A 26,362-nucleotide genomic window follows, 5' to 3' on the forward strand; every position below is an offset into this window, starting at 1 on the left:
AGATTGGATTAGTTTTATAAGTGTCAAAGTTATAAATTAGTTTGTAGTTTACATTAAGCAGTTTTATATCGTATTAAATACTAAAAACCGACTGTCTTAAGGCCTATTTTCCTAATTTTTCAATAGTTCTTTTGCATTTTGCAGGGCACTTTCACCAGGTTTATCTCCGCTTAGCATTTTGGCAATTTCCAATATCCGCTCTTGTTTATCCAGTTGTTTAATACGGGTAAAGGTGGTTGCGTCATCATCATCTTTATAAACAAAATAATGGCTCTGGCCCTTGCTTGCTATTTGCGGCAGGTGAGTAATGGTAATAACCTGCAGGTTATCAGCCAGGCGCTCCATTATTTGCCCAACCTGGTTGGCTACCTCGCCTGATACGCCTGTATCTATCTCATCAAATATAATAGTAGGTAATGCTGTATTTTGTGCAATGAGCGATTTAATACTCAGCATCAGCCTTGAAAGCTCACCGCCTGATGCTACCTTGCTCATTTCGGATAAAGCATGCCCTTTATTTGCCGAGAACAAAAAGCGTACATCATCTATACCATTCTTATTCAGCAAGTCGGGAGTCTCTGATTTTCGCACCGCCTGCTCAATTTTTATACTCGAATTGGCCATTCCCATTTCGGCAAGAGTTTGCAATACTTGTTTCTCTATAGCGGGGATCACTTTTTTACGATTTGCAGAAAGTTCGGCGGCTAATTTTTCAAGTTCCTTTTTATCAGTACCGAGTTGATGTCTTAATTTTTCAATGGCTTCGTCACCAAAAACTGCCTGTTGTATTTTTTCGGAAAGATCATCCTGCAATTGCAGTAATTCGGCATTGGTAGCAACCCGGTGTTTTTTCTGTAATATATAAATAAGGCTTAGCCGGGTATTTACTTCTTCGGCACGTGCATCATTGGTTTGGGTGCGTTGCTCCAGCCCGTCAATTTCGGCAGCTATATCCTTTAGTTCAATAACGGTGCTGTTAAGGCGTTTGTGCAGTTCAGCAATCTCAGGGTTAAATTTCTCGAGCGCCAGTAACTGGTGCCCGGCCTCGCGCAGTTGTATAATTGCCGAAGTTTCGCCCTCCTGCATTAAATAAAATGCGCCCGTAAGGTTTCTTTTTATTTCGCCGGCATTGTTAAGGGCGTAAAGCTCCTGTTCCAATAATTCCTGCTCATCGGCATCCAGTTCGGCCTTCTCCAACTCATCAAACTGAAACTGGTAATAATCTAAATCGGCTTTTGCTTTGTCGCTTTCTTCAATAAGTTGTAGCAGTTTGCCGGTTGATTTTTTGTAAGCCCTGAATTTGGTGCGATAATCACTCAGCAGGTCATCATGCTTAGCCACGGCATCAACTACTAATAATTGAAATTCGGGGTCGTTTATTTCAAGCGTTGCATGTTGCGAGTGAATATCTATCAGCTTTTCGCCTAATGCTTTTAGGGTGGCTAAGTTAACGGGCGTATCATTCACAAAAGCACGGGAGCGGCCATCGGCAGAGATCTCGCGCCGTAAAACGGTTTCGGCATCGTGGTCAAGGTCGTTATCCTCAAAAAAGTGTTTTAAATGAAAGTTCCCTATTTTAAAGGACCCTTCGATAATGCATTTTTTTTGCTGGTTGAAAAAATAACGGCTCTCGGCCCGCTGACCTAAAATGAGCGAAAGCGCACCTAAAATGATAGATTTACCCGCGCCGGTTTCGCCGGTAAGTATATTTAACCCCTTATCAAAACTGATTTCGAGGTTGTCAATTAAAGCGTAATTACTAATACTGAGCTTTTGAAGCATAAAAAAAGTACCCTCTGTTTGGAGGATACTAAATTACGGTTTTAGTTGATTATGTTGTTTAGGGGAACACCTGATATGTGCAGATTATTTATCAACCAGGTTGTTTACAGCCTGATGTTGACCCGTTAATTATCAGATTCTGGTTGTTCTACTTTCTCTGGTTTTTCCGGCTTCTCTGGTTTTTCAGGTCGCTCAGATTTCTCATCCGAATTAAAATCATAGTTGAACGAATAATTCATTTTCATTTTACGCAGGTACTGTTTGTATTCGGGGCTTTTAATATAGGCCGTCATTTTTCTTACAGCTTCCTGCAGTAGTTTCTGCTCATTCTTTATCTCTGCACTATTTTGATAAGTTCGCATTTTCATCCCTAATTTTTGCATCTCCTCTTGCTTCAGCTTCATTTCGGGTTTGTTATAAGCTTTAGTTATGCTGTCGCTAAGTGCTTTTAAACGTTGGTTCTGTGCCTTAAATTCAGGCGAATTATATTGAGCGCTCATTTGCTCGCCCATTACTTTTAGTTTTTCGCTTTGTTTTTTTACATCAGCAGGTGTACGGCTTTCTAATTCGGCCTGGTATTTTTTATAGTTTTCGTCCTTACGGTCGCTATCATCGTAATATTCGCTGTTTTTAATGCCATACTTCTTTTTAAGCTCATCGTTCATTTTTTTAAACTCAGGGCTGCCGTAATATTTACCAATTTTGGCGCCGGCATCGCCCATGCCTTCCTGCATTTTTTTCAGCTTATCATTATTACCATAGTTTGCTGCAAAGTTTTGGCTTACTTTTTCTAATTCTTCCTGCTGTTTTTTCATGTCAGGGTTGTTGTACATATTTTCCATGTCCTTACCAATCTGCTCCATCTGCTCCTGCGTAGCTTTGAACGATCCACTTGCGTAATATTTGTCTATCGCTGCCGCGTGCTTGTCAACCTCGGCGGTAAGTTCTTCCAGTTTTTTATCCCCGTTCATGTAGGCGCCGTTCCGTTCGGCAGCCTCTTTTGCTTTTTTAGCAGCCACTATTTTTTTGAATACCATAGCTTTTTTACCTGTTGCTTTTACCGAGGTATCGGCAGCAAGCTTTTTAATTATCGGAGTTATAGCTTTAATAGATATTTTGCCCTGTGCAATTTCGGGGTTAAGCAGTGCTATGCCTCCTATGCCTATGGTTAATATCAGCGTGGCCAGTAATGCGGGGCGCAGACTTGGGGTTTGTTTTTTGGTTTTCATGATCCGTTCTATTCTGTTTAATAATTGATATTTTTTTCCGGTGGCTGCCAGTGCTAACTGGAAGTTATTCTCCCGGGTTTGTTCTAATTTTAACAAGGCCTTTGCATATAAAAGAGGGTTGGCAGTTGCGTTAACGGCAAGGTCATCGCAGCAATTCTCCCGCTCTTCATTAATTATTTTGTTGATGAGTTGAGCACATGGATTAAAGAACAGCAGTATGCCGATAACCTGCTGTAGCATATTCACCAGATAATCATTTCGTTTTACATGGGCCAGTTCATGTAATAATATGGCCTCAATTTCCTCGGCTGATAAATAGGATGATAGGGTGAAAGGTAAAAGTATCACTGGTTTAAAATATCCTATCATGCAAGGCACATCAATATGCCTGCTTAAACCAAATTGTACATGTTTGCTAAGGTTAAGCATATCCGAAAACTTTTTAACCTGCCTTTGTAAAACCACATCAATGCTCATGGTTTGCCTGATGATGTTTGTTTTTTTACGGGCAAGGATAAGCCTCACAATATTGAAAAGTAAGCCGCCAGCATAAATGGCTGTTATATAGGGCAGGTAGCCTTCAATGCTATAATAATAGCGGATGGTTTGATCATTAAATTGCCCTATTCCTGCTGGTAGGTTAAACATTAAGGGAATGTCAGATAATTTTGATGGCGCAACGGCTAACCAGTTATAAATGTGGATCTCATTAATAAGCGTATAACCAAACCAGCCAGTTATAGCGGCCAGGCTTACTAAAGCTAAAACATATTTTTTTGATGCAGACAATTGCCCTGCTAACAGCAAAGCCACCCGGAGTATAAAATATATTAACAGCCCCTGCCATAGTGAGTGGATAATGGTTATGCCTAAAACCTGGCTTATGTTATATAATATAGTTCCCATTTTTTAATTTTTTTAAATGACTGATCGCCTATTTATCTGAATGCTGAATTAATCTTTATCCTCAAACTGTTGCAGGTAGTTCTTTATCGCATCAATTTCATCCTTTGATGCACGGTGATTACCCAGCGCCTGGATCACCAAATCAGATGTCGACCCTTTAAATACCGTTGATATAATTTTATCCAAAGCCGTTTGCTGCGCCTGCCCGCGGGTTATCACCGCTTTGTACAGGTGGGTTTTTGCGGTGGTATCTCTTTCCACTAATCCCTTATCGTGCATAATCTGCATCAGCTTTAAAGTTGTGGTGTAACCGGCATCCTTATTTTTAGCTAATTCTTCATGCACATCCCTAACACTGCATTGGCCCTCTTTCCAAATCACCTGCAATATTTCGAGTTCGCTTTCTGTTGGTTTTATTTCCATTTTATTTACTGTACGAATTTCTTCGTACAAATATGTACGATAGATTTCGTATATCCAAATTATTTATAAACTTTTTTTAAAAAGACGTTTATATTAGCAAAACGTTACAGGAAATCAGCCAGGAAAAAATAATTGGGTGGACTTAGTTTTTTTGGAGTGTTTGGTATTTAAGCCCATTGGCCGGGTCGGCCTCGCTTAAAATAGTCATAGCTTGCAGACGGTCCTGCGAGTCTGCTTTAGAAAAAATGGAAACCAGCTCGTTACTTTTAGCGGTAAAAACAACCAGCGGGAACATAGAGCCAAGCCTTTGCCTGTCAACCTGGGCGAGGGTAGGGAGCAAAGCCGAAATAGCTTTACGGGCCTTACCTGCATTGTCCGACATCAGATCCAGCCCATTGCGGTGGTAATCATACATAAAACCACGCAGCGATTCATAAAGTTTACTGTTCAGGTTTTCGGCCAGCCAATACCGGTTTACCGTACCGTCAAAGGCTTTCCATCCTTTGTTTGATGAGGTTTGGGCATTGGTAACCACATTTTGTGCCGCCTGAAAATATGGGGTACCGCCAAATCTTGAAAAAGAATCATAATCCATACCCACAATTATGTAGGCATAAAAAGCCATAATGGAACTTAAGTTACTTTGAAAATTCTGATCGGTAAAATCAATGGTTTGGCCTTCGGTATAGCTAAAATCTATGTCCTTATCGTTTACGCTCAACAGGGTAGTGGTGTAGGCCGAATTAAATACAGGCCTTGATGATTGTACCTGCAGCTCGCCGCTAAAAGCGCTGCTGCCATCCCATGAGGTAACGTTCAGCACAAAATTGCAATCAATTCTTTCCTGTGGTAAAATATTATCAGCGCTCCATTTACGGCCATTCAAAAAATCTTTCATGGCGGTTTCAAGCGTTTGCAAAATGCGCTTATTGGTTGATTGTATTTTTGGCGAAAGTACCTGCACCCTTGCATTCAGGTCCTGCGCAGCAGCGCTAAAACCTAAACAAACCAACAATATGTACAGGCTTATTTTTTTCATCCTTTAATCAGTTCAATCACTTTTTGGCAAATATCATGTGCAACTTCATCCTTACTCTTTAATTGGTAGGCCGTTTTTTGCAGTTTGCTATCAATTATAGTTATTTTATTGGTATCCTTTTTAAAACCTGCGCCTTCGTCGTTTAACGAATTTAACACAATAAAGTCGAGGTTCTTTCTTTGCAGCTTACCAATTGCGTTGGCCTCTTCGTTATTGGTTTCCAGCGCAAAGCCAACCAATACTTGTCCTGCTTTTTTACGTGTTCCCAAAACCCCTAATATATCCGTAGTTTTTTTCAGGTCGAGGCTAAAATTAGCATCCTGCTTTTTGATCTTTTGTTCTGCAACCACAGCGGGCGTATAATCAGCAACGGCGGCACTCATAATACAGGCTTTTGATTCATCAAAATGCTGCAAGCAAGCATCCAGCATTTCTGCTGCCGAAGTTACATCTATCCGTTTAACCGTATGTTGTTTGCTTTTTTGCGCCGATGGCCCGGCTATCAGCGTAACATCAGCACCTAAACGGGCCAGTTCATCAGCAATAGCAAAGCCCATTTTACCTGATGAGTAGTTGCCGATAAAGCGTACCGGATCAATAGCTTCATAAGTAGGGCCCGCAGTAACTAATATTTTATGATCGGCTAATGGAAGTTTCTTTTTTATATCTGCCAGTAAAAAGGCAATCATTTCTTCGGGCTCGGCCATGCGGCCTTCGCCATGTAATCCGCTTGCCAGTTCACCATTACCCGGCGGGATCATAATATTACCGAAACTTTGCAGCTTACTGATATTATCCTGCGTAGCATCATGCTTCCACATATCCAAATCCATAGCCGGGGCAAAGTACACCATACATTTTGCCGATAGATAAACGGCCAGCAGCAGGTTGTCGCAAAGGCCGTTTGCCATTTTAGCCAGCGTATTTGCGCTTGCCGGGGCAATAATAAACAGATCGGCCCACAGGCTCAGTTCTACATGGTTATTCCATTCGCCGGTTTCGGGTATAAAATAATCAACAAGCACCGGTTTTTTTGATAGGGTTGAAAGCGTGAGGGGCGTTATAAAGTTGGTGGCATCGGGCGTCATTACTACCTGCACATTGGCACCGCTTTTAATAAGCAGGCGCACAAAAGAGGCCGACTTATAAGCTGCTATACTACCACAAATGCCTAAAACAATGTTTTTACCTTGAAGCATAAATCGCCTGATCTTCCGGAAAGCGGGATGATTAAAATTTAAAATTAAACAAAAAAACTCCCAATGGGGAGTTTTTTATATCATAACCTTATATCCCATTAATGGGATAATGGCGGCTTATTGCTCTTTAGCTGGATTACGGTAGTAAACTTTATCATCTAAAAATTCCTGAACAGCTACCAATGATGGTTTAGGTAGTTTTTCGTAATATTTAGAGATCTCAATTTGCTCACGGTTTTCAAACACTTCTTCAAGGTTATCATTTGCTGATGCAAATTCAGAAAGCTTTTGATGTAATTCTTCCTTTACGTTATTTGAGATCTGGTTAGCTCTCTTTGACATAATTACTAACGACTCATAAATATTGTCGGTCTTTACGTCTAACTCACGCAAATCGCGGGTTATTGTGCTGCTTGCAGGAGCAGCAGGTTTGTTTGCATTATTATTAGCGTTCATATCTTTGTTAATTATGGGATCTTTTTATCAACGTTTCCTTTTTCAGAAGGTGGCTGACTGGTTACTGTATCTTTCTTAGCTATCTTTCTTGCTATTCTTTCGTTTGTTTGTGCTTCAGCCAACAATTTTTTGGTTTCAGCAATACCGTTTTCGCTTAATTTTTTAAAGCCGTTGGCATCCTTTAAGTATTTACTTGTAGGATATTTTTCAATAAACTGCTGTGCATAGCTTAATGATTGGCCATAACGTACCGCCTGTAAATATTCGCGACTATGGTCAGCATATTCATACTGTGCTTTTATAGTTAAAAAGTCAATCTCTTCGGCATATTTAGTATCCGGATAATCGCGCAGCATATTGCCAAATGCAATAACAGCCGCCTGGTAATCGCTGATGGTTAAATATAGCTTGGCATTAGCATAAGCTTTTTGCTCTAATTTATCGCGCAGGTTCTGTATCAACTTGCTCGCTTCAGCAACACGGTCGCTCTTTGGGTACAAGTTAATAAATAACTGTAATGATTCAATGGCTTTTGATGTATTCTCCTGATCAAGCGAAAAAATAGGCGAATCCAGGTAATAACAATAAGCAGCCATAAAACGACACTCTTCGGCTCTTGCGCTCGATGGGTAGGTTTCAGCAAATGTTTTAAAGTGATACCTTGCCGATGTATAATCTCTAAGCTTATAATTGGCATAAGCATAATAGTAGTACAAATCTTCGGCCTGTGTTTGGCCCCTGTAACGCTGTACAAGTGTTTCAAACAAGTCTAAAGCCTTGGTATAGTCTTTTTTATTGTAGTACTTTAAAGCAGCCTGATATTTTTTAGCATTATCATTACTGGCTTTAAGTTTCTCAAATTTACTTTTACAACTTCCCAGTGTTATAATAATAATGGCTAATACACTGGTTAATAACGTTAGTTGTTTTTTAAACATTTTGCAAAGATAGGTGATTAATATAAATCAGTCAATTATTTATTTTATCGGCTAATATATAACGCTTGTTTTGCCCACGCTATATATATAGGTATCATTTAACATCTTTTAACAGAGTTTACCTGCCAGGCTAAGTGGCTCAAAATACCAAACTTAATCCTTATTTATATATACCATATCAAGCGGGCTGTTTTTTAGCTTGATAAGCTGTATACATTCATATTAATGCAATACTATATATACTGTATAGCAGTAACCTGTAAAAGCTGTTTTTCGTATAGATCTATATAGTATATATACACTGCTATTATTAAAGGTAAATATTAAGCTATATGATAATGCCGATTCGGTTAAAGAAGGCTTATTATATATAGATCATATTCCGGCGTGGGCATAAAACACCCAAGGGATGCTCCTTTTAATATATGGAATTAAAAGATCAGTCTTTTTACGCCATGTTTCAGGCTGCTTTACTATAAAATGTTTTTTGTTTTTAATGCAGATAAAGGCCTAAGCTTTTTTGATAAAAGCAAGCGTTATGTATTATAAGATACGGCTAATGGCTATTTACTGCGTTTTGTTTGAATTTTTTAAGCTGATTTGCAAAGCTTTATATATTTATAGCTGTTTATTTGATTATAGTTTTTGTACAGACAAAAAAAGGCTGTACATTTGCATCCCGCTTCGGAAAAGAAGGGGTAGTTATTTGAAGGTTGTGTGATGAAAAGAGATTAGGTAAATGGATTAAGAAACATTTGCTGAAATGGAAAAAAAGTCACATCTTTGCGACCCGGTAAAAAGGGAAGAGCAGAGTTCAAGAAGTGGGTAGAAAAAGGCAAATAAAAATTAAAAAATAAAGTTTGCAAAATACAAAAAGGTTTCTACCTTTGCAGTCCCAAAACAACGGGGCAAAACAAAAAGAGAAGGAAGCGATTTCCGGATCATCAAAATGAAAAGTTAAGTACCGGCAACGATACGAAAGCATATAAAAGTCGACCCGAGATGGCGAGACGAAAAGTTCTTATAAGGAATAGAAAATCATGTAGAGTAACGGTCCTGAGGGATTCGGAGCTACCAGGGCAAAAGAAGGAAAAGCGCAAGCCGGACCGACGGATGTAAAAGTAGTAAAGAGAAACAAAGGGATGCGGTTAACAAAAGAGAGAGGATACTGTATAAAGATATATAATACAGATTCTATTAATTAATAATAGGGTCAGAGAATAAACTAGACATTTTACAATGGAGAGTTTGATCCTGGCTCAGGATGAACGCTAGCGGCAGGCCTAATACATGCAAGTCGGACGGGATTCGGGAGCTTGCTTCCGATGAGAGTGGCGCACGGGTGCGTAACACGTATGTAACCTACCCTTATCAGGGGGATAGCCTCTCGAAAGAGAGATTAAGCCCGCATAATATCACGGGATAGCATTGTTTTGTGATCAAATATTTATAGGATAAGGATGGGCATGCGGAACATTAGCTAGTTGGTAAGGTAATGGCTTACCAAGGCTACGATGTTTAGGGGATCTGAGAGGATGACCCCCCACACTGGTACTGAGACACGGACCAGACTCCTACGGGAGGCAGCAGTAAGGAATATTGGTCAATGGGCGGAAGCCTGAACCAGCCATGCCGCGTGCAGGAAGACGGCCCTACGGGTTGTAAACTGCTTTTGTACCGGAATAAACCTTGATTCGTGAATCAAGCTGAATGTACGGTAAGAATAAGGATCGGCTAACTCCGTGCCAGCAGCCGCGGTAATACGGAGGATCCAAGCGTTATCCGGATTTATTGGGTTTAAAGGGTGCGTAGGCGGCCAGTTAAGTCAGGGGTGAAAGACGGTAGCTCAACTATCGCAGTGCCTTTGATACTGACTGGCTTGAATGTACTTGAGGTAGGCGGAATGTGACAAGTAGCGGTGAAATGCATAGATATGTCACAGAACACCAATTGCGAAGGCAGCTTACTAAAGTATGATTGACGCTGAGGCACGAAAGCGTGGGGATCAAACAGGATTAGATACCCTGGTAGTCCACGCCCTAAACGATGAATACTCGATGTTGGCGATATACAGTCAGCGTCAAAGCGAAAGCGTTAAGTATTCCACCTGGGGAGTACGCCCGCAAGGGTGAAACTCAAAGGAATTGACGGGGGCCCGCACAAGCGGAGGAGCATGTGGTTTAATTCGATGATACGCGAGGAACCTTACCCGGGCTTGAAAGTTAGTGAATTGAGCAGAGACGCTCAAGTCCTTCGGGACACGAAACTAGGTGCTGCATGGCTGTCGTCAGCTCGTGCCGTGAGGTGTTGGGTTAAGTCCCGCAACGAGCGCAACCCCTATGTTTAGTTGCCAGCACGTTAAGGTGGGGACTCTAAACAGACTGCCTATGCAAATAGAGAGGAAGGAGGGGACGACGTCAAGTCATCATGGCCCTTACGTCCGGGGCTACACACGTGCTACAATGGTCAGTACAGAGGGCCGCTACCTGGCAACAGGATGCCAATCTCAAAAAGCTGATCACAGTTCGGATCGGGGTCTGCAACTCGACCCCGTGAAGTTGGATTCGCTAGTAATCGCAGATCAGCAATGCTGCGGTGAATACGTTCCCGGGCCTTGTACACACCGCCCGTCAAGCCATGGAAGCTGGAAGTGCCTGAAGTGCGTCACCGCAAGGAGCGTCCTAGGGTAAAGTCGGTAACTGGGGCTAAGTCGTAACAAGGTAGCCGTACCGGAAGGTGTGGCTGGAATACCTCCTTTCTGGAGCAGTATCCAACAACTCTCAAACACATAACAGCAAAGCTGTTACCTGCATGATTATTTCTTATATTAAAAACAAAAAGAAAAACCCAAAAGATGAAGCCATCAATAGTGACTGACATCTGGGAGGCGAGATTGTAAGAGATTACGGTTTACGATTTACGAATGACGATTTAAGCGGAAACAGGAAAATCAAAAATCGCAGGTCTGAAATCCTAAAAATCAACAGTCCTGTAGCTCAGCCTGGTTAGAGCACTACACTGATAATGTAGGGGTCAGCAGTTCAAATCTGCTCGGGACTACTAAGGTAAGTTGGAAGTGAAGGTAAGCGTCAGCGATTGACGGATGACCGGATACGGAAGACGTAAACATCTTAAGGGGGATTAGCTCAGCTGGCTAGAGCACCTGCCTTGCACGCAGGGGGTCAACGGTTCGAATCCGTTATTCTCCACACACCCTCCGTTTCCTGAAAGGGATAGGATATAGAGCAAGATGACGTAATGTTATCGGGGTAACGTTCTTTGACATATTGGAAGAAGTAATAAAAAGAGAAGACAACAGTATAGAGGACTGTTGAGGCTTTGAAGGATTACGGTAAAGAGGGAAAGTGGGACAATCGTCGCAAGATGATTGGAGAACTGGACTGATGCGCATGTAAGCTGGAGAACGCAACAAGAATCAAAAAGCATACATATCGAGCAAAAGGCGATATAGTAGAAGAAAGTAAGAAAGGGTACACGGGGGATGCCTTGGCTCTCAGAGGCGATGAAGGACGTGATAAGCTGCGATAAGCTCCGGGGATTAGCAAATATAAATTAATCCGGAGATTTCCGAATGGGGAAACCTAACTATTTGAAGAATAGTTGCATAAATGCGCAAACCTGCTGAACTGAAACATCTAAGTAAGCAGAGGAAGAGAAAACAACAGTGATTTCCTGAGTAGTGGCGAGCGAAAGGGAAGAAGCCCAAACCCATTATGTTACGGCATAATGGGGGTTATAGGACCACAACATGAATATTAAAGAAAACCGGAACGGGGTGGGAAACCCGGCCATAGAGCATGAGAGCTGCGTACGGGTAATTGATAATAGGATAGTGGTATCCTGAGTACCGCGAGGTCGGAGACGCCTTGTGGGAATTTGCCGGCACCATCCGGTAAGGCTAAATACTCCTGAGAGACCGATAGTGAACCAGTACCGTGAGGGAAAGGTGAAAAGAACCCCGAACAGGGGAGTGAAATAGAACCTGAAACCGTGTACTTACAAGCGGTCGGAGCAGACAAGTTCTGTGACGGCGTGCCTTTTGCATAATGAGCCTACGAGTTACTCTTTCCTGGCAAGGTTAAGTGTTTAAGACACGGATCCGAAGCGAAAGCGAGTCTGAATAGGGCGTATAGTCAGGGGAGGTAGACGCGAAACCTTGTGATCTACCCATGGACAGGTTGAAGGTGCCGTAACAGGTACTGGAGGACCGAACCGATAAACGTTGAAAAGTTTCCGGATGATTTGTGGGTAGGGGTGAAAGGCTAATCAAACTGGGAAATAGCTCGTACTCCCCGAAATGTTTTTAGGAACAGCCTGGCGGTTGAGTTAATAAGAGGTAGAGCTACTAATTGGGTGCGGGGGAGTCAAATCCTACCAAATCCAGATAAACTCCGAATGCTTATTAATATACGCTGGAGTGAGGCTCTGGGTGCTAAGGTCCAGGGCCGAGAGGGAAAGAACCCAGACCATCAGCTAAGGTCCCCAAATTACCACTAAGTTGAACTAACGAGGTCCGATTGCACAGACAGCTAGGATGTTGGCTTGGAAGCAGCCATTCATTTAAAGAGTGCGTAACAGCTCACTAGTCGAGCGATCGGGCATGGATAATAAACGGGCATCAAGTGGTATACCGAAGCTATGGATTTGCAGCAATGCATCTGGTAGGGGAGCATTCTATCGACCGGTGAAGCAGGAATGTAAATGACTGTGGAGGAAATAGAAAAGCAAATGTAGGCATAAGTAACGATAAGGCGGGAGAGAAACCCGCCCACCGAAAGACTAAGGTTTCCTGATCAACGCTAATCGGATCAGGGTTAGTCGGGGCCTAAGGTGAAGCCGAAGGGCGTAGCCGATGGACAACTGGTTAATATTCCAGTACTTTTTATAACTGCGATGCGGTGACGGAGTAGTGACACTGACGCGAACTGACGGAATAGTTCGTTAAAGGCCGTAGGTATAGGGAAGGTAGTAAAGTACGCCATTCCTGCTGAAAGCTGATAGTACACAGAACCTTCGGGGGATGTGATAGTTCAGGTAATCAGACTTCCAAGAAAACCCGCTAAGCTTCAGGTTATAAAAACCCGTACCGTAAACCGACACAGGTAGTCGAGGAGAGAATCCTAAGGTGCTCGAGTGAATCATGGCTAAGGAACTCGGCAAAATGGCCCTGTAACTTCGGGAGAAGGGGCGCTTCAGCAATGAAGCCGCAGTGAAAAGGCCCAGGCGACTGTTTAACAAAAACACATGGCTATGCAAAATCGAAAGATGACGTATATGGCCTGACACCTGCCCGGTGCCGGAAGGTTAAGAGGGGATGTTAGGAGCAATTCGAAGCATTGAATCGAAGCCCCGGTAAACGGCGGCCGTAACTATAACGGTCCTAAGGTAGCGAAATTCCTTGTCGGGTAAGTTCCGACCTGCACGAATGGTGTAACGATCTGGGCGCTGTCTCAGCCATGAGCTCGGTGAAATTGTGGTATCGGTGAAGACGCCGGTTACCCGCAACGGGACGGAAAGACCCCATGCACCTTCACTACAACTTAACATTGAAATCGGCTACAGGATGTGTAGGATAGGTGGGAGACTGTGATCTGGCTTCGCTAGGAGTCAGTTAGTCAACGTTGAAATACCACCCTTTCTGTATCTGGTGTCTAACCCTGGCAACGGGGGACATTGTTTGGCGGGTAGTTTGACTGGGGTGGTCGCCTCCAAAAAGGTAACGGAGGCTTTCAAAGGTAAGCTCAGTACGCTTGGTAACCGTACGTGGAGTGCAATAGCATAAGCTTGCTTGACTGTGAGGCAGACAAGCCGAGCAGGGTCGAAAGACGGATATAGTGATCCGGTGGTTCTGCATGGAAGGGCCATCGCTCAAAGGATAAAAGGTACGCTGGGGATAACAGGCTGATCTCCCCCAAGAGCTCATATCGACGGGGAGGTTTGGCACCTCGATGTCGGCTCGTCACATCCTGGGGCTGGAGAAGGTCCCAAGGGTTGAGCTGTTCGCTCATTAAAGTGGCACGCGAGCTGGGTTCAGAACGTCGCGAGACAGTTCGGTCCCTATCTGTTGTGGGCGCAGGAAGTTTGAGTGGGGCTGACCTTAGTACGAGAGGACCGGGTTGGACTAACCTCTGGTGAATCTGTTATGGCGCCAGCTGTATTGCAGAGTAGCTACGTTGGGAATAGATAAGCGCTGAAAGCATCTAAGTGCGAAACTAGCCACAAGATGAGACTTCCATTGAGGGTCGTAGCAGACTACTACGTTGATAGGTTACAGGTATAAAGGTGGTGACATCATAGCCAAGTAATACTAATCGCCCGAAGCTTTCTCATAGCAGGTAATAATGGGTCATGTGCTCCGGCATATGACCCGACAAAAACTAATACTGTTGTTTTCTCAATTCATTGCTTCTTTCAATAATATGTCATTGTTTAGTTAATCAGAAACAAATCATCAGTCACTGTACTGAAGATAAGCTCTGATCAGCACAAACAAATAAAATACCGGTCAAAGCAGGTAAGTATACCGTTCATCACAGAATAATGAACAAGTAAACTATCAGCCGATGAACCAAAAGAAATTCAGGTGCCTATATCGGCGGTGTCCACCTCTTCCCATTCCGAACAGAGAAGTTAAGCCCGCCAGAGCCGATGGTACTGCAGTAAAATGTGGGAGAGTAGGTCGGTGCCAAATCTTATAGATAAGCCTTGTATCTTAACGATACAAGGCTTTCTTGTTTAATATAGGCTACGTTAGAAGGGAACGCCCTATCCAAACACTAAAGTGTCGCTTATGACTTTATTTCAGTTGATCCCTTCTTTATACCTTATAGCTTATTAGTTTTTAGCCAACCGGTAACACTCATCCGGGTTTTGTTGGTTGGCAGTACTTCGTGTACCAATTCATCACTTTTAAAGAAAATACTCTTGCCTCCATCAGGCGATATATCTCTGGACACATTATTTACATCATAAACACGCAGTTCTCCGGCATCAGCCGTTTTCCATCCCTCATTTAAATAAAGGATAATAGAATAAGCCCTGTCGCTATTGTTTTGAAAGCGATCCAGATGTTTCTTATAAAAACTACCCTTCTCATACAATGTATAGTGAAATTCATAGCCTGTAATGCCTGTATAACAGGTTTGGTTCAGTTAAATAACAAACAGATCCATCAAGTCAAAAAATGCATCTTCATACTTGTTGTGGTGGATACGGTCAAGCCAGTAGATTTTATCTTTCCGGATTAACAAGTCGTGATTGATCAATAGCTCATTCCCGGTTCCTGCTAATTGTAGCAGATCATCTGAATATAGTTGTTGTAAATTAGTAGTTAAATGAGCGGCCAGTTCCTTAGTCAGGAAATTTGTGGCTACTCCAACCTGTCCGTTAAGATAAGTGTCGATGAGTTCATTAAATATGATTTCCAATTTGGTGAAGGTAGTTTAAATAAACTGAGTTAGCCTACTCAAACTATCAGGTATAAAAAAGCCGGATGATAAATGTCATCCGGCTTTAATGTGAGTGTCAATATACTATTCAAATACTTTATACAATATCCAGTCGTCAGTTTCATATACCCTTCTGAGTTTTAAACCACTGTTTGACTTTTTAATAATGGGAACGTATTTGTTATTTAGTTGTGTAAAGCCCGTAACTTCATTTTTTTCGGTTGCAAGTAATATGTAATCATCATACTTATCCGGCGCTTCTATAGCGCTTAAAAATGCACTTTGATAAGGTAATGTTAGTTTATGGATATTGTTTGAAAATGCAACCACCGGGTAAGCAATGGCGTCGTCAATTAAAATATGCGAGTCTTCAGGTAAATGGTTTATATAGTTTGCAAGTTCTTTGTTTTCGTCCTGGCGCGTATCGGCCGACCTATTAAACAACATGGTAATAAAGTGCTGCTCCTCTGCAATGGATGAATTCGCAAGGAAAATATAACCAGTAAAAAGCTGTACCAATGCAAGCACGCCAACAACTATCTTTAAAACGGTTTGATTCCGGATGGTTTGCGACTTATGGATAATACATAAAAGCGAAAGTACCAAGAACATGAGGTAATATTCCTGAACTAAAAATACCTTTTCGTATTTAATGTGCAAAAACTCAATAAAGGCAAATGGCGTTAAAAGTGTAAGTATTTGATAGGTGCTGTTTCTGAATAGATAGATAGCCACTAAAATAAGCGGGCAAAATAGCACCATCCGTGCCGAAATTAATAGCGAAGTTTCGGGCAACTGATAAATACTACTGGTTGATAGTTGATCAAAACTAAGTTTATCGGCCAATACTGTCCAGGTAGCATAAGGGCTTTCATTAAAATAGTTTAAATCCTGGGCATGTGTTAAGTTAAGTAGCTTATAACATACAATACAGGCCAGTGGCAATATGAACAGGATAATATAAAGCGCAAAGGTTTTGTTGATCAGCTTTCTTCGCAGGGATGGGTTATTGAAGCTGATAAACATCCTGAATATTGATTCCTGCTCACCTAAGTTTAAGCTCTGTATGGTTATTGATAATACGAGTGGTATAAAGAATAAGGAAAGCCATATAAAATTATAATCGCAAAATATAAGCAACACAAGGCTGATACTGGCAATTGAAACGTGAAATGTTGTGTTTGACCTGTAAAACTTTAACAGGTTAAAGAAGAACATGAAGAAAAATATCAACACCAGCGCTATTGATTTACCCGAACAGGCCGCATATAATATACCCGGATGAAATATGAAAATTACCAGCAAAACAAACAGGTAAAATTCATCTTTAACCCTTTTTATTAATGCGCTGCCCAGCATGTAAAACAGGATAGCTGTACATAATGCTGATGCTATTACAGGCGCCCATATATCCTTAATAGATGAAAATATGAACGATGTATAGAACGGTAATATAGGCGCAGTTAAGCCCATTACTTTTAGCCTGTTACCAACACCATCAATAACTATCTTTGATTTTTCGATATAAAAGATAGCCTCCTGGCTAAAATAACCCAGTGAATTCAGGTAGATACCACATACCAGGTAATAGATCGCCAATAAAATGGTGATAAGTAACAGATATTTGGATTGATTTCTCATTTAACAACGTTTGTTGGACTATTAACTTTACTAAGCCCGTGTTCTGTTTTTTCCCAGTAAAAGGGTTTTACTATTAATTGGTAAAGGCCTTTAAATGCAGCAATTGAATGCATTAACCAGTATACAGGGTTGGCGATTGAAAAAAGGATAAGCTCATAAAAGCGCCTTTTAAATACAGCCATCATGTTGATATAGATCATCAGGATGTTTCCAACCATTAAGTTAAAGATCGACATAAACAACACCCAGTCTGGAAACAGCGTGCGGATAGTTGAAAGGTCAAATACCAGGTAGCTTATAAATATGGCCAGTAAAAACGGATAAACTAAAAAGGTAAGCGGGGTTGCACCAATAAAAAAGTTGAACCCTAAAAAGCCTTTCCAGCCTAATTTTTTCCATAAGGCTACTGGGTGGCGCATGTGCACCAAATAGGTTTGCATGTAACCCTTGATCCACCTTGAACGCTGACGGATCCAGTTGATAGGCTCATTATTTGCCTCTTCGTAAGTAGTTGAGTTAACAACTGCTATTTTATAGCCTTTAGCATAAGCTCTTAAACCAAGGTCGGCATCTTCTGTTACGTTAAACGGATCCCAGGCACCTAATTCAACCAGGTTCTCTAACTTAAAGTGATTACTGGTACCTCCCAGCGGAATAGGAATATCAAGCGTATCCAAACCAGGTAGCATATAATCAAACCAATAAGAGTACTCCAGGGTAAACATCCTGGTAAGGAAGTTTTCGTTACGGTTAAAATAATTTAATGCGCTTTGGATACATATATAGTTTGATGGTAGCTTGCTGAACATGGATACCACCTTTTTCAACTGGTCTGTATCCGGAATATCTTCCGCGTCGTAAATAGTAAGGTATTTACCCCTTGAAAAGTGCAGGCCATAATTACAAGCTTTAGGCTTTGTTTTTGGCATGTGGAACGGAACAACAACCACCTCAAATATTGCCGGGAAATCAAGATTCCGAACGGCATTAAGAGTTTTATCGTCATCTTCCTCAATAAGCAGCTTTATATCTAATTTTTCTCGCGGATAATCAAGCGCCTGTAAGTTCCAGATCAGTTTTTTGATCAGCTTATCCTCTTTATATACAGGTAATAGAATGGTATAGATGGGTAATTCGGTATCAACAATTTCGCGCAGATCTTCTCTGGTTACGGCCTGGTGCAGCTCAAACCGGGAGCCTGTAAGGGCTAAGAACAGTTTAAATAAAATAGCTACCAGGAAAAATGAGCTGATCATTACGTTAATAATGATAGAGGTGTTTTTGAAGCTTAATACCAGTCCTATGGTTACCAAAGCTAACAAAACAAAAAAGAATACGAGCTGCGGTGATGAAAAGGTAATAAATGCAGAGCTATCCGGATCGCGGTTTAGAAGCTCATAAACGGCTGATTTTACATACTTATCTCCGGTTAGCTTATGGCTCATCCAGGTTACATCCAGGTCTGATGCCAGAATTATCTCCGGTTCACAATCGTAGGTGAATCTGATGAAATCAATAAACAGCTGGTTCGACGGATCGGCCATTACAGTTATTACCCTGTTATTTTCAATCCGCAGGGGCAGCGCTAAATGCTGATCTGCAAACTTCAGTTCAATTTTGCTTAATACATCCGCATCGTAAGCTAAATCCCTGATCTGGTTAAATACATAACCTGCATTTGTTAATGAGCGTTCGTAGTTTTTACGGGATATATAACCAAAGTTAAGCGCTATTTTAATAAATGATTGTCCGGTTTTGGCCGAAAGGTCATTTATCTTTTCCCGATCTTGCTGAGATATAAAACCATCATTAACCAAAAGTTCAGGAATCGACATATTAAGTTTAGTTTCAGTAAAAATGTTAAACCAATTTATCAAGTAACCTTAGCCATTACGGATAAGGTTACTTATATAATTAATGATATGACAGCAAATTAATCGTTATATAATTCCTGTGACCTTTGAACTCTTGAACGTACAAATAAGAATGACAGCAGTATCAACACCAATATACCAAGCAATATGTATAGGTTATAAGCTTCCCAGAAACGTGTTATAGCGCTTTTGGTATCAACATACTCCAGATTTTCGCTTGTTTTGTTGATGTTAAACAGGTATTTGTTGGAGTTAACATCGGTTACGCAAACGTTACTTGATAAGGTAGACAGCTGCTCGGTGATTGACCTTGAAGCGGCAAGAAACGCATCTGATATATGTGAACCTGTTGCAGTAAGTACTAACGTTGCATTATTGCTGCGGCCGTAAAATATCTGCGCTAAACCGCTTGATGTGGTATCTGAAAGCGAGTATACTACCTTATTGTTTTCGGTATTATACAGGCGGAAGTTTTGATCAAACTTAATTGGTGCATCAGGGAACTCCTTCATCAGCTTATCGTCTTTATCTAACAAGGCAATGATGTTGTATTTCTTAAGGTCGCCTGTTGGGATATCGCTTGAGTAAACAAAATCAGGGAAATTATTAGCGTTGATGTTGTTGTTCAACTCGTATATAATTTCGCCAACTGCACCTGCAGCATATTTTGCATAATCTTTTGATACCACAATTTTAGTGGTACCTGTATTAAATGCTTCAGGATACTGGTAGAAGCTAAGATCGCTTGATATAAAAGGATTTTTTGATTCAAGGTATGATTTATCAACATCAACCTCGCCAAAGAAGTTAATGAAGCTGTTTTTACACATACCGTTGGTTGGGAAAAATCTAAATTCAGACTCCAGCGTGTTGTATTTATGGTGCTGGTAACGGTTAATAGTTACCGAAGTATTTAACTTACCCGAAGCATCAAGCTTTTCGCTGCTGATCAGTAAGCCGTTAAGGTAAATGTTAAAGTAACCCCTGTCGCCCGGGCTTAAGCCGCTGTAAGTACCAATAAACCTGATCTCAACTTCTTTAGGGGTAAAGTTAAAGTCGCTGTTTTTAAAGGTATAAGCGCTTTTTAATGATCCGATACCTGAAAGGAAATCGCTTGAACCGCCAACCTGTTTTAATGTTAATTTTGAACGGTTCTCGTCAATGTTTTTGAAGTAAGTATTTTGAGCCTGGTCAATTAACAAATAATCGCCGAATGATGAGTTTAAAATATTGATGTTACCTAAAGCAGTAATAGCTTTTTCATAACCAGCATCGTCGCCACCGCTAACAAACAGCACTTCTGACGGTACAGACTCCGAAGAAACAGATTTTACAGCAACCATTTTGCCCCTTACATTAACCATTTGAGTTACTGTATCAGTTGCTGTACTTGTTGATTTTGCAAGATAGAATATACCTTCGTTTGATTGCGGAGATACTTTAATCAATGAACGTTTATCCTCAGGCAATGCAGATAGATTACCAACCTGGATATAGTTCTTGATGCTATCAGGCAGTTGGCCTGCTTCAAAAACCATTATTTTTTTGTTGGTAGTTTTCTTAAGCCTTGCATAAGCCCATGCAACAGCCTTTAAATCGTGCAGGGTTGGATCGGCAGGGTAAACAATAGCTCTTTTTGAATCAAAGCAATTGCTGATGTTTACATCGCTTAAACCTATTTTGTTGTTTTTAACCAATGATAGGTATGAATAATCTTTTACTTTAAGCCACATGCCCGGGTTATCAAGGTCGCGGCATATATCATCCGTAATGGTTAACAATGTTTTGATCTGTATCTTCAAAAACTTATCAGGCGATAAATCTTCACGGCTTAAGTTTATAGAAACTTTTTCTACAGAATCTTTTGTTAAACGGGCGCTATAAACCGGTTTGTTATTGATAATAACATTGATAAAAGAATGATCTTTTAATAAGGCCTGTGAAGGCTCAAGGTACAACACCAATTTACTTCCGTTCATTTCAACCTGAGGCGAAACCTTAACGTAAATTGAACTTGCGCCACTCATTCCGTAAATAGCGTTGTCATCATGTCCTAATGATTTAAAGGACACAACACTCTGCGCCAATGATGCCTTACTTAAAAGAAATACAAGGGCTAATAAGGTAAAAAATTTGTTCATTGGTTTGTCAATATTAATTTATTACGTAAAATTCTACTTTAAAATAATTTCCATTATCGTTGCTGCGGTAAGTCAGCTCGCCACCCATCTCCTGGGTCATAAGTTTCGCAATCGAAAGCCCTAATCCAAGCCTGCTTTCAATATGTCCTGATGCTTCGCTTAATGTTTTAAGCTTGTTAAACATCGTGTCCAGTTCATGCTGTCCAATCGCAATACCTTCGTCAATAATCTCGAAAACAAATTTCTGGTACTGTAAGCTGGTCACAACACGGATATTATTGTTTGTTTGCGAAAATTTAATTGCATTTGATAATAGGTTTTGAAACACCTGCCCGGCAAAAACACGGTCAAGATTAACGTTTAAAGGCGATTTCATAATATTGTCAACCAAATGAATGTTTTTCATTTGTGCTGGTTCTGATAATCCTTTAAAAATGTGTGATACCTCGGCATTAATGTCAAATACCTCAAGGCTGAATTTCATTTCGGCCGATTCAATTTCTTTTACATCCATCAGTTTATTCAGCAGGTACTGCATTTTTTCTGATGATTCTGAAATATAGCCAACTAACTCTTTTTGGTCTTCACTTAAACGGTAGTCTTCATCCTTCACCATGTTATTACTCATAATGATGGAGCCTACCAGGTTTTTAAGATCATGGCCTGCAATATTTATAAAGCTGTTTTTTTGGTTGTCCAATTTGCGCAGTTGCTCATATTGGGCATCAATAATGTTATTTTTTTCGTTGATGTCGCGGTTTTGATCTTTCAGTTGCTGGTTTGATTTTTCGATCAATAACTGCGAGCGTATATCGCGTTCGATAATTTTATAACGGGCACCAGGCACCAGGCAAGAGATCAATGCGATGATGAAAAAGAACTGACCGCCGTTGGTAATCACTAAATCTAAAGAGTACTGGCTGAAGATATTAAAGAATATAGCTAATAATAATAGGGCTATAAGCGTTTGTATAATTGAGTTAACAGGTTCCCAAAAGGCAAGTAGGTTAAAGAATAATATAATTGCCGAGAAAACTAAATAGTAAACATTGAGTTGTTGAATATCAACGATATTACATAATATGGCCGATGTTATTGATAATAAAAAGAAGGTGATGTGTAATAGTACCCTGTAATCATAATTTTTACGCTGAAAGATGCTGTATAGCGCTAAAATTATAATATCAGTAATAATACGGATAATGAAGAATTCAAGCCAGATGGAATTGGCGAAAATAACATCGACAATAAAAAGGAGAGGGTAGGTAAAAAGAATAGTCCAGATAACATTGTTGGTCTGGTACCATGCTTTTTTGGAGATTTCCTTTGAAAATTCTTCTTTAGTTATTTGAATAAACATTCCTGGTTTTCTTAAATTATGATAAGATTTTAGTTATCTATAAATTTAATTCGTATAAAGTAAGTCAAAATATTTAAAAAGTTAGTAAACATATTATGCACAATAAACATATTATTCACAATTACACCAACTTTATAAAGAACGCTTTTATGCTTGTTTTGATCCTAACAGTGCATTCACATATAGCAAAAAGTAATCCAACTCCCCCTGTTTCCCGCTTAACAGCCTTTAAAAGGGCTCAAAGCCTTGATAATGGCATCAGTATTTCGTGGTATGAACAAACCTGGAGTAAGGATGTTTTAACCCAAACCCCTTTAAAAAGCACTGATTTCGCACTTTTAAAGCAGTTGGGCATTAAAAGTATCAGGCTTCCCGTTGCATTTGAGCATTTTGAAACTGAACACATTCCGGTTGAGCAATTATTTACCCACATTGATAATTTTGTTAAACAATGCGACCAATATGGGTTTAAACTTATTATTGATTACCACTATGGTAATTTAAATGATACAAATTATAATACAGAAACAACTACAATCATAAACCTTTGGTTAAAGCTTACAAAAAGGTACCTTAATAAAGGGTACAACAATGTTTTTTTTGAGCTTTATAATGAGCCTGTGCACATGAACCCCCAAATATGGAAGGATGCCGCCTACAATATTGTTACCGCCATACGCAAAATTGATAAGCAGCGTACTTTAATAATTGGTGCTTCAAACTTCAACAGTATTTATGAATTGAGTCGCTTTGTACGGCTTGCCGACGAAAATGTTATATATACCTTTCATTTTTATGAACCATTTCTGTTTACACACCAGGGAGCGGAGTGGATTGGCGATCAGGAATCAACCGTCGGGGTGCCTTTTCCATACAATGCGGAAAAATTTCCGGCGCTGAATGAAAAGGCAAAAAATACCGATGGCGAGAAAAATTATAACAAATACCATTTAGATGGTAATGAAGGTTCGGTACGCGATAAACTGCAGATTGTAAAAAACTGGGCAGCCAAATACGATGTGCCCGTAATTTGCGGTGAATACGGGGTTTATAATAAGTACGCGGATATTGACAGCCGTTGCCGCTATATAAAAGCCGTTAGGCAAACACTTAAAACATTAAACATACCCGGGATGTTGTGGGACTACAGTGGCACATTCTCACTTTTTAATGGGGAGCCATCAATTGCCAGCCTGCCCGATTGTATGAAGGATGCAATAGGTTACACCGGGCAAAAATGATAGATTTATTATGGTTATAAATCATTACTTTTGCTCACTATATTTGTAGTTATGAGATTTTTTGAAGAAAAACGCAGGGAAGTGATGACGCATATTGAACAGTTCATGCTTGAAAAAAAGGATGAATATTTGAAGCCCATTGATACCATTTGGCAGCCATCAGATTTTTTGCCCGATTCATCCCGCGATACCTTTTTCAGTGAGATTAAAGAACTACAGGAAAGTGCACAGGGTTTATCTTATGACCTGATTGCTGTACTGGTAGGTGATACCATTACAGAGGAAGCCTTACCTACTTATGAATCATGGTTAACTATGGTTGAAGGTGTATCCCGCGGCGAAGAAGGCGGCTGGATGCAATGGACCAGGCACTGGACCGGCGAAGAGAACCGTCATGGTGATTTGCTTAACAAATATCTTTACCTGTCTGGCCGTGTTAACATGCGCATGATGGAGGTATCTACCCAATATCTTATCTCTGATGGTTTTGACATCGGCACCGGGCACGATCCTTACCGTAACTTTATCTATACTTCCTTCCAGGAACTTGCAACCAACGTTTCGCACCGCAGGGTGGCTTCGCAGGCTAAAAAGCAAGGGGATACTTTATTATCAAAAATGTGCGGCGTAATAGCCAGCGATGAGGCCCGTCATGCCAAAGCCTACAAATACTTTATCGAAAAAATATTTGAGGTAGACCAAAACGAAGCGATGATAGCTTTTGAGGATATGATGCGCAAAAAGATTGTAATGCCTGCGCATTTTCTGCGCGAAGTAGGTTTAAAAATAGGCCAGACATTTGGTCACTTTACCGATGCAGCACAACGTTTAGGTGTTTATACCGCAGTTGACTACGTTGATATATTAAAGGAACTGATTGAAGACTGGCATATTGAAAGCATAACTGACCTGAACGAAACTGGCGAAAAGGCCCGTGATTATATCATGAACCTGCCTGTACGTTTACTGCGTGTTGCCGAACGGATGAAGAACCCCATGCTTGATTACAAATTCACCTGGATCAACGGTTAATCATCCTTTTCAACTTTAAATCCTGGTTTTTTATAGTTTTCCGGTTTATACTTATCCGGGATCTGGATGGTATTGCCATCCCTTAACGCGGTGTAATGTGGCGACATGATCTCTACGCCCGCTTCATTAAATTTATCCTGTATTTTTTGGTGCAGATTTGAATAGATAACTGCCATTTTATGCGATAGTGCCGTATAGGCGTTTATTTGGTAGGTAACATTAAAATCATTGAGCTGGGTTTGTAAAACAAAGGGTTTAGGATCTTTAAGTATCCCATCTGTATCCAAAGCAGCATCAATCATCAGCTGATGGATAACAGCCCAGGGGGCATCATAGCCTATAGTAATGCTGGTATTTAATATCAGCCCCAGGTCTTTTGACGATGAGGTATAATTGATGGATGCCCCACCTAATATACTTGAATTGGGCACCGTAATATCTTCGTTTTTTATGGTGCGGATGCGGGTTATCAATAAGTTTTTCTCAATCACATCACCGGTAATTTCCCCAACCTTTACCCTGTCGCCAATTTTAAAGGGGCGCATATAGGTAAGCACCAAACCCGCCACCATATTTGATATGGCCGAAGATGAGCCGAAAGAAAATAATATCCCCAAAAAAACAGTAACCCCCTGAAATATTTTAGAGTCAGATCCCGGCAGGTAAGGGAATATCACCACAAACATAAAAGCATACAGCAAAACCCTGATAATATTATAAGTAGGGATGGCCCACTCCGGGTAAAAGTTTTTAATGGTGAACGATCCGTTAGCAATTTCAGTTGCTATAAATTTTATCAGCCTTACAATGTATCGGGTAACCAGGTAAATAACGCCTATAGTAAGCAGGTTGGGGATGTAATGAATAACAGCCAGTGCTATATTTTTAAGCGGGTTTATTACATAACCGAGCAATTGTGTGGCAATGGGTTTTGTAAACGGAAAAATTAAAAAGGCAACAGGGAGCGCCAGGTAAACCAGCAGGATAATGATAAACAGCCTTGATACACGCAGCAGGTTGGTTAATAAAGGTAAAACGCGGTTGGCATAACCAATAGGTGCGCCTTGCTGGCCTAACTTGGCTATGCGGCTCTCCCAGGCCTTAAGCAATCTGTATTTAAACCACCTGAAGGCTTTATTTACCGCCCATATCAATAATAACAGTAATACAAGTACGGCAATGGCTTCTGTTACATTGGTTATTACCTGCTTTACACTACTGTTTTCAAAAGCATTGCCTGTTATTTTTTTAAGGATAGCCAGATAGCTGGCGGCAAGCTGTGGCCTGTCTAACTCAGAATAAGAAGCATCCTGGTTATTGACGGCCATGATCACTGCCGATTTATAGTAGATCACCGAAATGGCCGTGTCGTTTTTTAAGGAGAGCGAATCGGCATTAAAATCTATCCGCGAGATCAGGTCATTGATCCGCTTGCTTACAATGGCGGCCCTTTCTTGCACGTTGAAAAGCCCCTGGTTGGCATATAGCTTAAAAAGAGTATCGCGGTTTACTATTACCGGTTCGCCTTTAGGTAAGGCTGTTTTTTGCGCAAATAGTTGGAATGAAACAAGCAGTAAAAAGGTAAGGAGTAGGCAACTTTTAAACATAAACCTGGTTTTATGTTTAAAGCTA

16 protein-coding genes, 2 tRNA genes and 3 rRNA genes are annotated in these 26,362 nt (G+C 40.7%); 7 read left to right on the top strand and 14 right to left on the bottom strand.

The genetic code is table 11. The features are described from left to right. Positions 1–111 precede the first annotated feature (111 nt). From recN to ACQY4U_RS07145, 7 genes are all read right to left on the bottom strand, one after another. On the bottom strand, positions 112–1,782 hold the full coding sequence (gene recN, locus ACQY4U_RS07115) for a DNA repair protein RecN (RefSeq protein ID WP_428328700.1): 1,671 nt from the start codon (positions 1,780–1,782) through the stop codon (positions 112–114). Positions 1,783–1,907: 125 nt separating this feature from the next. Then, positions 1,908–3,917, bottom strand: coding sequence for a M56 family metallopeptidase (locus ACQY4U_RS07120; protein ID WP_428328701.1), 2,010 nt, complete (start codon positions 3,915–3,917; stop codon positions 1,908–1,910). A 48-nt stretch (positions 3,918–3,965) separates the two neighbouring features. Then, positions 3,966–4,340 (bottom strand): BlaI/MecI/CopY family transcriptional regulator, encoded by a 375-nt coding sequence (locus ACQY4U_RS07125; RefSeq protein WP_428328702.1) that lies wholly within the window; start codon positions 4,338–4,340, stop codon positions 3,966–3,968. 142 nt (positions 4,341–4,482) lie between these two features. Then, positions 4,483–5,379 (bottom strand): DUF4835 family protein, encoded by an 897-nt coding sequence (locus ACQY4U_RS07130; RefSeq protein ID WP_428328703.1) that lies wholly within the window; start codon positions 5,377–5,379, stop codon positions 4,483–4,485. Continuing rightward, a complete protein-coding gene (gene coaBC / locus ACQY4U_RS07135) occupies positions 5,376–6,578 on the bottom strand; it encodes a bifunctional phosphopantothenoylcysteine decarboxylase/phosphopantothenate--cysteine ligase CoaBC (protein WP_428328704.1) in 1,203 nt (400 codons plus the stop codon). Before coaBC ends, ACQY4U_RS07130 begins: the two co-directional genes overlap by 4 nt. Positions 6,579–6,695: 117 nt before the next feature. After that, on the bottom strand, positions 6,696–7,034 hold the full coding sequence (locus ACQY4U_RS07140; protein WP_428328705.1) for a DNA-directed RNA polymerase subunit omega: 339 nt from the start codon (positions 7,032–7,034) through the stop codon (positions 6,696–6,698). A gap of 11 nt (positions 7,035–7,045) precedes the next feature. Beyond that, positions 7,046–7,972, bottom strand: coding sequence for an outer membrane protein assembly factor BamD (locus tag ACQY4U_RS07145; RefSeq protein ID WP_428328706.1), 927 nt, complete (start codon positions 7,970–7,972; stop codon positions 7,046–7,048). A gap of 1,236 nt (positions 7,973–9,208) precedes the next feature. Here ACQY4U_RS07145 and ACQY4U_RS07150 point away from each other — a divergent pair. The 5 genes from ACQY4U_RS07150 to rrf all read left to right on the top strand — a co-directional run bounded on the left by ACQY4U_RS07150 (position 9,209) and on the right by rrf (position 14,684). Then, a 16S ribosomal RNA gene (locus tag ACQY4U_RS07150) occupies positions 9,209–10,730 on the top strand. Between the two features lie 227 nt (positions 10,731–10,957). Further along, positions 10,958–11,032: transfer RNA gene (locus ACQY4U_RS07155), tRNA-Ile, on the top strand. Positions 11,033–11,107: 75 nt separating this feature from the next. Continuing rightward, positions 11,108–11,181, top strand: a tRNA-Ala gene (locus ACQY4U_RS07160). A gap of 266 nt (positions 11,182–11,447) precedes the next feature. Further along, positions 11,448–14,323 (top strand): 23S ribosomal RNA (locus tag ACQY4U_RS07165). A 249-nt stretch (positions 14,324–14,572) separates the two neighbouring features. Beyond that, positions 14,573–14,684 (top strand): 5S ribosomal RNA (gene rrf / locus ACQY4U_RS07170). The 16S, 23S and 5S rRNA genes sit together here with 2 tRNA genes alongside, the layout of an rRNA operon. A 133-nt stretch (positions 14,685–14,817) precedes the next feature. Here rrf and ACQY4U_RS07175 read toward each other — a convergent pair. From ACQY4U_RS07175 to ACQY4U_RS07200, 6 genes are all read right to left on the bottom strand, one after another. Next, positions 14,818–15,093 carry a 2OG-Fe(II) oxygenase gene (locus ACQY4U_RS07175; protein ID WP_428328707.1) on the bottom strand — a complete coding sequence of 92 codons (276 nt, stop codon included), beginning with the start codon at positions 15,091–15,093 and terminating at the stop codon, positions 14,818–14,820. Positions 15,094–15,144: 51 nt separating this feature from the next. Then, positions 15,145–15,420, bottom strand: a complete 276-nt coding sequence (locus ACQY4U_RS07180; protein ID WP_428328708.1) for a hypothetical protein — start codon at positions 15,418–15,420, stop codon at positions 15,145–15,147. A gap of 105 nt (positions 15,421–15,525) precedes the next feature. After that, entirely contained in the window at positions 15,526–17,082 is a 1,557-nt protein-coding gene (locus tag ACQY4U_RS07185; protein WP_428328709.1) for a hypothetical protein, read from the bottom strand. Next, a complete protein-coding gene (locus ACQY4U_RS07190; protein WP_428328710.1) occupies positions 17,079–18,917 on the bottom strand; it encodes a glycosyltransferase family 2 protein in 1,839 nt (612 codons plus the stop codon). The genes ACQY4U_RS07185 and ACQY4U_RS07190 overlap by 4 nt, the downstream gene beginning before the upstream one ends. Before the next feature lie 98 nt (positions 18,918–19,015). Further along, positions 19,016–21,097 carry a cellulose biosynthesis cyclic di-GMP-binding regulatory protein BcsB gene (locus tag ACQY4U_RS07195; protein WP_428328711.1) on the bottom strand — a complete coding sequence of 694 codons (2,082 nt, stop codon included), beginning with the start codon at positions 21,095–21,097 and terminating at the stop codon, positions 19,016–19,018. 13 nt (positions 21,098–21,110) lie between these two features. Next, on the bottom strand, positions 21,111–22,457 hold the full coding sequence (locus ACQY4U_RS07200; protein WP_428328712.1) for a sensor histidine kinase: 1,347 nt from the start codon (positions 22,455–22,457) through the stop codon (positions 21,111–21,113). 170 nt (positions 22,458–22,627) lie between these two features. On the opposite strand from ACQY4U_RS07200, the gene ACQY4U_RS07205 reads away from it, so the two are divergent. Further along, positions 22,628–23,698, top strand: coding sequence for a glycoside hydrolase family 5 protein (locus ACQY4U_RS07205; RefSeq protein WP_428328713.1), 1,071 nt, complete (start codon positions 22,628–22,630; stop codon positions 23,696–23,698). A gap of 51 nt (positions 23,699–23,749) precedes the next feature. After that, on the top strand, positions 23,750–24,730 hold the full coding sequence (locus ACQY4U_RS07210) for an acyl-ACP desaturase (protein WP_428328714.1): 981 nt from the start codon (positions 23,750–23,752) through the stop codon (positions 24,728–24,730). On the opposite strand, the gene ACQY4U_RS07215 is transcribed toward ACQY4U_RS07210, so the two are convergent. Then, positions 24,727–26,337: a mechanosensitive ion channel family protein gene (locus ACQY4U_RS07215; RefSeq protein ID WP_428328715.1), complete on the bottom strand. Its 1,611-nt coding sequence runs from the start codon at positions 26,335–26,337 to the stop codon at positions 24,727–24,729. The two genes, ACQY4U_RS07210 and ACQY4U_RS07215, sit on opposite strands and share 4 nt — an antisense overlap. Positions 26,338–26,362: the final 25 nt, after the last annotated feature.

It is taken from the genome of Mucilaginibacter sp., from assembly GCF_965277465.1.
GTDB lineage: Bacteria > Bacteroidota > Bacteroidia > Sphingobacteriales > Sphingobacteriaceae > Mucilaginibacter.

Excerpts from the sequence above, each read along its gene's own strand:
- recN (WP_428328700.1), bottom strand. The coding sequence starts at position 1,782 with ATGCTTCAAAAGCTCAGTATTAGTAATTACGCTTTAATTGACAACCTC.
- ACQY4U_RS07120 (WP_428328701.1), bottom strand. The coding sequence starts at position 3,917 with ATGGGAACTATATTATATAACATAAGCCAGGTTTTAGGCATAACCATT.
- ACQY4U_RS07125 (WP_428328702.1), bottom strand. The coding sequence starts at position 4,340 with ATGGAAATAAAACCAACAGAAAGCGAACTCGAAATATTGCAGGTGATT.
- ACQY4U_RS07130 (WP_428328703.1), bottom strand. The coding sequence starts at position 5,379 with ATGAAAAAAATAAGCCTGTACATATTGTTGGTTTGTTTAGGTTTTAGC.
- coaBC (WP_428328704.1), bottom strand. The coding sequence starts at position 6,578 with ATGCTTCAAGGTAAAAACATTGTTTTAGGCATTTGTGGTAGTATAGCA.
- ACQY4U_RS07140 (WP_428328705.1), bottom strand. The coding sequence starts at position 7,034 with ATGAACGCTAATAATAATGCAAACAAACCTGCTGCTCCTGCAAGCAGC.
- ACQY4U_RS07145 (WP_428328706.1), bottom strand. The coding sequence starts at position 7,972 with ATGTTTAAAAAACAACTAACGTTATTAACCAGTGTATTAGCCATTATT.
- ACQY4U_RS07185 (WP_428328709.1), bottom strand. The coding sequence starts at position 17,082 with ATGAGAAATCAATCCAAATATCTGTTACTTATCACCATTTTATTGGCG.
- ACQY4U_RS07190 (WP_428328710.1), bottom strand. The coding sequence starts at position 18,917 with ATGTCGATTCCTGAACTTTTGGTTAATGATGGTTTTATATCTCAGCAA.
- ACQY4U_RS07195 (WP_428328711.1), bottom strand. The coding sequence starts at position 21,097 with ATGAACAAATTTTTTACCTTATTAGCCCTTGTATTTCTTTTAAGTAAG.
- ACQY4U_RS07200 (WP_428328712.1), bottom strand. The coding sequence starts at position 22,457 with ATGTTTATTCAAATAACTAAAGAAGAATTTTCAAAGGAAATCTCCAAA.
- ACQY4U_RS07210 (WP_428328714.1), top strand. The coding sequence starts at position 23,750 with ATGAGATTTTTTGAAGAAAAACGCAGGGAAGTGATGACGCATATTGAA.
- ACQY4U_RS07215 (WP_428328715.1), bottom strand. The coding sequence starts at position 26,337 with ATGTTTAAAAGTTGCCTACTCCTTACCTTTTTACTGCTTGTTTCATTC.